This is a genomic window from Mycobacterium sp. WUMAC-067 (assembly GCF_020217485.1).
Taxonomy (GTDB): Bacteria; Actinomycetota; Actinomycetes; order Mycobacteriales; family Mycobacteriaceae; genus Mycobacterium.
In genome coordinates this window covers 1-466 of record NZ_JAEKMI010000198.1, presented here as the reverse complement: position 1 = coordinate 466, position 466 = coordinate 1, and the positions used below count along the sequence as shown (strand labels likewise).

General features: G+C 72.3%; 1 protein-coding gene. It reads right to left on the bottom strand.

What is annotated here, in order from left to right:
- Positions 1 to 466, bottom strand: a 466-nt coding sequence (locus JF781_RS28210) for an AMP-binding protein (RefSeq protein ID WP_225341384.1), incomplete at both ends; no start/stop codon positions are given.

Genomic DNA, 466 nt, shown 5'->3' with positions numbered 1-466 from the left:
CGGCAGGGCGCGGGTGTCGAGCTTGCCGTTGACCGTCAAAGGCAGCGCGTCGAGCACGACTACCGCCGAGGGCACCATGTAGCCGGGCAACCGCTCGCTGAGTTGGGCCCGCGCCTCGGCCGGGTCGGCGGTGCCGGTTACGTAGCCGACGAGGCGCTTGTCGCCGGGGCGGTCCTCGCGGGCGATCACGGCGGCGTGCTCGACGCCGCTCAGCGAGGCGAGCGCGGCCTGGATTTCGCCGAGTTCGATGCGGTAGCCGCGGATCTTGACCTGTTCGTCGGCGCGGCCGATGTACTGCAACTGGCCGTCGGCGCCCCAGCGGACGAGGTCGCCGGTGCGATACATGCGCGCGCCGGGGGCCCCGTACGGGCAGGCCACGAATCTTGTTGCCGACAGCCCGGGGCGGCCCACGTAGCCGGTGGCCAATCCGCCGCCGGCGACATACAACTCGCCCACCACCCCGACA